The sequence below is a fragment of the Mycobacterium sp. genome (assembly GCF_050701675.1).
Taxonomy (GTDB): domain Bacteria; phylum Actinomycetota; class Actinomycetes; order Mycobacteriales; family Mycobacteriaceae; genus Mycobacterium.
The window spans coordinates 1-6,853 of the sequence record NZ_JBOGDD010000524.1 but is presented as its reverse complement, the minus strand read 5'-3'; the positions used below and the strand labels follow the sequence as shown (position 1 = coordinate 6,853).

The 6,853-nt window shown below is 67.4% G+C and carries 9 protein-coding genes; 2 read left to right on the top strand and 7 right to left on the bottom strand.

What is annotated here, in order from left to right; genetic code table 11:
* The coding region (locus ACRDUX_RS15785) for a DUF4126 family protein (RefSeq protein ID WP_526414956.1) at window positions 1-326 on the top strand (326 nt) is incomplete at its 5' end.
* A gap of 137 nt (window positions 327-463) precedes the next feature.
* On the opposite strand, the gene glgC is transcribed toward ACRDUX_RS15785, so the two are convergent.
* Window positions 464-1,678 (bottom strand): glucose-1-phosphate adenylyltransferase, encoded by a 1,215-nt coding sequence (glgC, locus tag ACRDUX_RS15780; protein WP_526414955.1) that lies wholly within the window; start codon window positions 1,676-1,678, stop codon window positions 464-466.
* Between the two features lie 125 nt (window positions 1,679-1,803).
* Between glgC and glgA the strand changes: the two genes are divergently transcribed.
* Window positions 1,804-2,976, top strand: coding sequence for a glycogen synthase (gene glgA, locus ACRDUX_RS15775; RefSeq protein ID WP_526414954.1), 1,173 nt, complete (start codon window positions 1,804-1,806; stop codon window positions 2,974-2,976).
* A 19-nt stretch (window positions 2,977-2,995) separates the two neighbouring features.
* Here the strand turns inward: glgA and ACRDUX_RS15770 are convergent, their stop codons facing one another.
* The 6 genes from ACRDUX_RS15770 to ACRDUX_RS15745 form a co-directional block, all read right to left on the bottom strand.
* Window positions 2,996-3,163 carry a DUF3117 domain-containing protein gene (locus ACRDUX_RS15770; RefSeq protein WP_005059648.1) on the bottom strand — a complete coding sequence of 56 codons (168 nt, stop codon included), beginning with the start codon at window positions 3,161-3,163 and terminating at the stop codon, window positions 2,996-2,998.
* Window positions 3,164-3,305: 142 nt separating this feature from the next.
* Window positions 3,306-3,911, bottom strand: coding sequence for a DNA-3-methyladenine glycosylase I (locus tag ACRDUX_RS15765; RefSeq protein WP_526414953.1), 606 nt, complete (start codon window positions 3,909-3,911; stop codon window positions 3,306-3,308).
* Complete coding sequence (locus ACRDUX_RS15760) at window positions 3,908-4,357, bottom strand: DivIVA domain-containing protein (RefSeq protein WP_526414952.1); 450 nt, start codon at window positions 4,355-4,357, stop codon at window positions 3,908-3,910. Before ACRDUX_RS15760 ends, ACRDUX_RS15765 begins: the two co-directional genes overlap by 4 nt.
* Before the next feature lie 61 nt (window positions 4,358-4,418).
* On the bottom strand, window positions 4,419-5,375 hold the full coding sequence (locus ACRDUX_RS15755; RefSeq protein ID WP_526414951.1) for a glucosyl-3-phosphoglycerate synthase: 957 nt from the start codon (window positions 5,373-5,375) through the stop codon (window positions 4,419-4,421).
* The gene (gene folP, locus ACRDUX_RS15750; protein WP_526414950.1) at window positions 5,372-6,247 is read right to left on the bottom strand and encodes a dihydropteroate synthase; all 876 of its coding nucleotides are present in this window, start codon (window positions 6,245-6,247) and stop codon (window positions 5,372-5,374) included. Before folP ends, ACRDUX_RS15755 begins: the two co-directional genes overlap by 4 nt.
* 72 nt (window positions 6,248-6,319) lie before the next feature.
* Window positions 6,320-6,853 (bottom strand): AMP-binding enzyme (locus ACRDUX_RS15745; RefSeq protein ID WP_526414949.1); only part of this gene is annotated, 534 nt, incomplete at its 5' end.

The following is a 6,853-nucleotide window of genomic DNA, read 5'->3' as shown; positions in this document are numbered from 1 at the left end:
AAACCGCCGCCGTCGCCGACCCCGGCGAGTTCGCGCAATCGGGCAAGTGGATTCCAGTGGTGATCGGCGTGGTCATCGCGTTGGTCGTGCACCTGGTCAAATCCGCGGTGAGGCCCGCCGCCAACGTCGCCACCGCAGGGGTCGCCGCGCCTGTCCTGTCCACGATGGAGGACGTCACCAGCATCGGATTGGTCTTCGCCGCTCTGCTACTGCCCGCCCTCGTGCTGGTGTTCGTCCTCGCCCTGGCGTGGGCGGCGTGGTTGCTGCTGCGGCGCAGACGAAGGCGCAGACTTCAGCAGGCGCGACTGGATCCTGCCGACCTCTGAATAGTCAACGCGCACACCATTGGATCGTTCGTGCGCGGCGCGAATGAGTACCGAAGGCAGGGCGCGCGAGCGTGCGCCAAGTGCCACCCGCAGCGGCGTGTCGCCGTACAGACACGCTCGCTCGCGCGGGAAGGGGGCTAGATCCAGACACCCTTGCCGACGGCGACGACGCCACCCGCACTGATCGCGTACCGCTCGCGGTCCTTCTCCAGGTCGACGCCGACCATCTCACCGGGCCCGACGACCACGTTCTTGTCGAGGATCGCGCGGCGGACTACGGCACCACGGCCGATGCGGACGCCGGGCATGATCACGCTGCCCTCCACGATGGCACCGTCGTCGATCAGCACGTTGGACGACAACACCGAATTGCGCACGGACGCCGCGGAGATGATGCTGCCCGCACCGACCACCGACTCCTGGGCGGAACCGCCGTTGACGAACTTGGCGGGCGCCAGGTTCTCCGGCTCGCCCCTGATGGGCCAGCGCCGGTTGTACAGATTGAAGATGGGGTGGACCGACACCAGGTCCATGTGGGCATCGTAGAAGGCATCGAGCGTCCCGACGTCACGCCAGTAGCCGTGGTCGCGCTCGGTGGAGCCGGGGACTTCGTTGTCGTTGAAGTCGTAGACCGCGGCGCTGCCGTCGCGCACCAGCCGCGGGATAATGTCGCCGCCCATGTCGTGGTCGGAGTCGTCATCCTCCGCGTCGGCGCGGATGGTGTCGATGAGCACCTTGGTGGTGAAGATGTAGTTGCCCATCGACGCGAAGGTCTGCTCAGGATCGTCGGGGATGCCCGGCGGGTCGGCGGGCTTCTCGATGAATTCGCGGATCAGTCCGGACTCGTCGGCGTCGATGCACCCGAACGCCGTCGCCTCGGCGCGCGGCACCCGAATCCCGGCCACCGTCGCACCGGCTCCACTCTCGATGTGGAACTGCAGCATCTGCTCGGGATCCATGCGGTAGATGTGGTCGGCACCGAACACGACGACGTACTCGGGGTCCTCGTCGTAGATGAGATTGAGCGACTGCAGGATCGCATCAGCCGACCCGGTGTACCACCGCGGACCGAGACGCTGCTGCGCAGGGACCGCGGTGATGTACTCACCGGCAAGCCCCGACAGTCGCCAGTTCTGCGAAATGTGGCGATCCAGCGAATGCGACTTGTATTGCGTGAGAACACAGATCTTCAAGTAGCGGGCGTTCACCAGGTTCGACAATACGAAGTCGATCAGCCGATATGCGCCGCCGAAGGGAACGGCAGGCTTGGCGCGATCCGCGGTCAAGGGGTACAGCCGCTTGCCCTCACCGCCCGCCAGGACGATGCCCAAGACGTGTGGCAGTTCCCTCATACGTCAAACCTATCGGCCGTCATGGACCGCGGCTAGCCATTCGCACTATTGGCAGGCACTTCTCCTCGACTGTCGGTCAAGACAATTGGGTGCGGTGACACCGCCTGACCACTACCGTCGTCATCATGCGGGTGGCGATGATGACACGGGAATACCCACCAGAGGTGTACGGCGGCGCGGGAGTACACGTCACCGAACTCGTTGCCCAGCTGCAGCACATGTGCGAAGTGGACGTGCACTGCATGGGCGCACCACGGCCGGGTGTGCCCAGGGTATCGGTGGCGCAGCCGGATCCCGCGCTCACCGGGGCCAACCCTGCGCTGACGACGCTGTCCGCCGACCTGGTCATGGTGAATGCCGCGGCAGGCGCGACCGTCGCGCACTCCCACACCTGGTACGCCGGACTGGCGGGTCACCTCGCCGCAATGCTGTACGGCATACCCCACGTCTTGACGGCGCATTCGCTGGAGCCGATGCGGCCGTGGAAGGCCGAGCAACTCGGCGGCGGCTACCGGGTGTCGTCCTGGGTGGAACGCACGGCGGTCGAGGCAGCCGACGCGGTGATCGCGGTCAGCTCCGGAATGCGTGAGGACGTCCTGGCCACCTACCCTGCGCTGGACCCCAACCGCGTGCACGTGGTGCGCAACGGGATCGACACCCAGAAGTGGTATCCGGCCGGGCCTGCGGACAGCGGATCGGTGCTCGGCCGCCTCGGCGTCGACCCGACTCGCCCCATCGTGGCGTTCGTCGGCCGGATCACGCGGCAGAAGGGCGTCGCCCACCTGGTGGCCGCCGCGCACCGGTTCGCACCCGACGTGCAGCTGGTGTTGTGCGCGGGAGCTCCGGACACTCCGGAGATCGCGGCCGAAGTGGGTGGCGCGGTACAGGAACTCGCCCGGTCGCGCACCGGGGTCTTCTGGGTGCAGGAGATGCTACCCGGGGATCAGATCCGCGAAATACTTTCGGCAGCAGCTGTTTTCGTATGCCCATCGGTTTACGAACCGCTTGGGATCGTGAACCTGGAAGCCATGGCGTGCTCGACGGCTGTGGTCGCCTCCGACGTCGGTGGCATCCCCGAGGTGGTGGCGGACGGCCGCACCGGGTTGCTGGTGCACTACGACCCCGCCGACACCCCAGCATTCGAAGCCCGACTCGCCGAAGCGGTCAACGCCCTGGTGGCCGACCCCGCACGTGCCCAGCAGTACGGGAGCGCCGGGCGCCAGAGGTGCATCGACGAGTTCTCCTGGGGACACATAGCCGAGCAGACCCTGGAGATCTACCGGAAGGTCTCCTCGTAGCGAAGCGCCGGGGCGCCAGCTAGCTCGTTACGTTCTTCAGTTCGTCGCCGAGGGCGGCGGCCTCGTCGGGGGTGAGTTCGACGACGAGACGCCCACCACCTTCCAGTGGTACTCGCATCACGATGCCCCGCCCCTCCTTGGTTGCTTCCAGTGGACCGTCGCCGGTCCGGGGCTTCATCGCCGCCATCCAGTGCTCCCTCCGCATGCGCCGATCCGCATAGGCGGACCGGATCGGGGCCGAGACTGCCCACCCGGCGACAGCACTCGGCATTGAACTGATCTTCAACCATTGTTCCCTATGGGAGCCCTTCGGTGTGCAAAGACCCGACTTAGCCGCCTCGCACGACGGTGGGAACCCAGCAATCGGCAACGTGGTCGTCGACCATCCCGGTCGCTTGCATCAGGGCATAGGCGGTCGTGGGGCCGACGAATTTGAATCCGCGGCGCTTGAGTTCCTTTGCCATCGCCGTTGACTCGGGTGTCACCGCCGGCACCTCGGTGAGATCGGTCGGCCGAGGGCGCCGCGCGGGGGCGAACGACCACAGCATCTCCCCGAGTTCGACGTCCAGGTCGGCCACCGCGCGTGCGTTGGCGATGGTGGCCTCGATCTTGGCGCGGTTGCGCACGATCCCCACGTCTGCCATCAATCGCTCGATGTCGACCTCGGTGAAGCGCGCCACCTTTTGGGCGTCGAAACGCTTGAACGCACGCCGGAAGTTCTCCCTCTTGCGAAGGATGATGAGCCAGGACAGCCCACTCTGAAACGCTTCGAGCGTCATGCGCTCGAACAGTTCGCGACTGCCCGTCAACGGCTGGCCCCACTCGGCGTCGTGGTAGTTGCGGTAGAGGACCGAGTCGTCGGTAGCCCAGCGGGGACCACTGAAATCAGCCCAGCTGCAACGAATTCGCCCGTCGCCGTCGACCACGGCGGTCACTGCTCGTCCCGTCCGTCCGCAGGCAGCGCAGGTACCCCGCGCGGGTGGGCTGCGTCCTCGGGCACGTCGCCGGGATCGCCGTTGGTCTCGGCGTCGAACTCGGTGTCGAACTCGGCGTCCGATCCCCCGTCGGAGTCGGGGACGAAGTCGTCGATGCCATAGGCGGCGCGGACCGCGGCGAGCTGGCCCCTGAGCTGATCGAGCTCCTGACCGAGCCTCTCGAGAACCCAGTCGACCTCGCTGGCCTTGTAGCCGCGCAGCGTCTGGGTGAAGCGCAGGGCGTCGACGTCGGCCCCCGTGACCTCCGAGGCAGGCAAGACCGTGGCGGTGGTGGCGCGCGGCAGGGGTGGCAGCCGCTCACCCCGTCCGAACACCACGCTTCCGACGCCGAACAACACGGTGGCCACCAGGACGAGCACGACCAGGTAAAGCAGGATCAAGGTCACGACGTCGATACTGCCTGAGCACTATGACGCAGCGCCCGCCGGGCGGTGGCGCGGCCGGGGATCACCGAGGTCGCAGCGTCACCATCGGCGGCCGGTCCGCCAACGACACCGTCGAGGTACGCGGGGTGTAGTCCTCGCCGTCGGCGAAGAACTGCGTCAGGCCGACGCCCGAGTCGGGTACTCCGCACCGCGACAGCAATGTGGCGATCACCTGACGGCTCATCGCTGCCAGCTCGGTCAGGGGCCGGTTGCGGTGGGTCCGCACGCCAAGGTTGACCTGCGCGATGGCGTCAAGGCCGAGCCTGTCGTAGGTGTCGACGAGCAGCCCGATCTCGACGCCGTAGGCGGGCGCGAAGGGCAGCGACGTCAACAGTTCGCGGGTACCCGCGTACTCGCCGCCAAGGGGCTGCAGCAGGCACGTCAGCTCCGGACGCAACGCGGCGAGCAGCGGCCGCGCGACCAGCTCGGTGACCCGGCCACCGCCGTTGGCGTCCTCGCTGCCGCTCACCTTCAGGGGGCGACGGTAGAAACCCTTGACCAGGTGCACGCCGTCGGTCGTCAACAGCGGACCGAGCAGTTTCGGCACGAACATGGGGTCGGGATCGATCAGGTCGGAGTCGACGAAGACCACCAGGTCGCCGGTGGTCGCGGCGAGCGAGCGCCACAGCACCTCACCCTTGCCTGGCTGCGGCGCGACCTCCGGTAGCGCGGCTTCCCGGCTGACCACCCTGGCGCCCGCGGCGACGGCGCGAATCTCGGTGTCGTCGGTCGAACCGGAGTCCAGCACGACGATCTCGTCGACCAACCCGCCGAGCAGAGGCGTGATGGTGTCGACCACGGATGCGACCGTCTCCTCCTCGTTCAGCGCGGGAAGGACCACGGAGATGGTCCGGCCTGCCTTGGCCGCCTCGAGGTCGGCGACGGTCCACTGCGGCCTGCGCCATGTGTGATCGCTCAACCAGCGGTGTCCCGCTACGGCATCGGCGGCGGCGAGTTCGAGTTCAGGTGTCAAGCTCATGCCAGTCCCCTTACGGTCCGCGTCGGTGGACGCACGCCCTGGATCGACGCGACCATCTCCAGCACACGTCGAGTGGACCCCACCTCGTGGACCCTGAACATGGCTGCTCCCGCCTGCGCGGCGAGCGCAGTCGCGGCCAGTGTTCCCTCGAGGCGTTCGGTCAAGCCCACGCCCAGAGTCTCCCCGACGAAATCCTTGTTGCTCAGGGCCATCAGGACAGGCCATCCAGTGTTTACAAGGTCTTTTACGTGGCGCAACAAACTAAGGCCATGATGAGTGTTCTTACCGAAATCATGCGTCGGATCGATCAGCACCGCGTCCCTCGCGACGCCTGCGGCCACTGCGCGTTTGGCCGCCGCGGTCACCTCCGCGATCACGTCGTCCACCACTCCACGCTCGGAAAGCCCGTAGTTGACGCGGAACGGACGCGTCCTCGGAATCGCTCCTCCGGTGTGCGAGCACACCAGGCCTGCACCGAACTCGGCGGCCACCTCGGCCAGACCCGGATCCGACCCACCCCACGTGTCGTTGATGATGTCCGCACCGGCCGCGCACGCCTGCTTGGCAACCGACGCGCGCCAGGTGTCGACGCTGATCAGCTGGTCGGGATAGGCGCCGCGGAGCCATTCGATGAAGGGCACGACGCGGGCGATCTCCTCGTTGGCGTCGACGACGTCGCCCGGGCCCGCCTTCACGCCCCCGACGTCCACGACGTCGGCACCGTCGGCGACGACCCGGTGTGCCGCTGCCTTGGCTGCCTCGTCGGTGAACGTGGCACCGCGGTCGTAGAACGAGTCCGGCGTCCGGTTGACGATCGCCATGATCATGGCGCGATCGCCCGCCACGGGGCGGCCCAGAAACGACGCCTGCATGTCTCCCAGGCTACGGCCGTGCGGTTTGGGCGCGCTCAGTTGCGCCGCGCGCCACTGAGCGCGCCGAACTCGTCAGGACTTGGGGCGCTTGCCTGCGACGACCTCGGCGGGATACTCGTCGTAGAACTCCACGTAGCCCTCGTCGCGCCCGGCCAGCACATAAATTGGGTCCTCGACCTTCCCGGCGTCCTCGTCACCTTCGCCGGAGTCGCCGCCGTAGCCGTCCTTGCGCAGGTCGACCTTCTGGCTCTTGAACGTCGACGTGTGGGCGAGGGTGTCGGTGATGCGGACGAACAGCGGCACCGCGTATCCGGGCAGGTTCCCGTAGACGGCGTTGGCCAGCGCCTTGCCGTCGAACTCCCGACCGTCCCTGAGCTGGATGGCGGCCATGCCTGCCCTGCCGCCTGCGCCCTCCACCTCGACACCGAACACGGTGGCCTCTTCGACCTGCGGGTCGGTGGACACGGCCGCCTCGACCTCGGTGGTGGCGACGTTCTCGCCCTTCCATCGGAACGTGTCTCCGAGGCGGTCGGTGAAGGCGGCGTGCCCGAAGCCCTGCGATCGCATCAGGTCGCCGGTGTTGAACCAGACGTCGCCGTCCTTGAA

What these genes read in the sequence shown, in the direction of transcription:
- ACRDUX_RS15770 (WP_005059648.1), bottom strand. Translation starts at nt 3,163, where the DNA reads ATGGCGGCGATGAAGCCCCGGACCGGCGACGGTCCACTGGAAGCAACC.
- glgA (WP_526414954.1), top strand. Translation starts at nt 1,804, where the DNA reads ATGCGGGTGGCGATGATGACACGGGAATACCCACCAGAGGTGTACGGC.
- ACRDUX_RS15755 (WP_526414951.1), bottom strand. Translation starts at nt 5,375, where the DNA reads ATGAGCTTGACACCTGAACTCGAACTCGCCGCCGCCGATGCCGTAGCG.
- folP (WP_526414950.1), bottom strand. Translation starts at nt 6,247, where the DNA reads ATGCAGGCGTCGTTTCTGGGCCGCCCCGTGGCGGGCGATCGCGCCATG.
- glgC (WP_526414955.1), bottom strand. Translation starts at nt 1,678, where the DNA reads ATGAGGGAACTGCCACACGTCTTGGGCATCGTCCTGGCGGGCGGTGAG.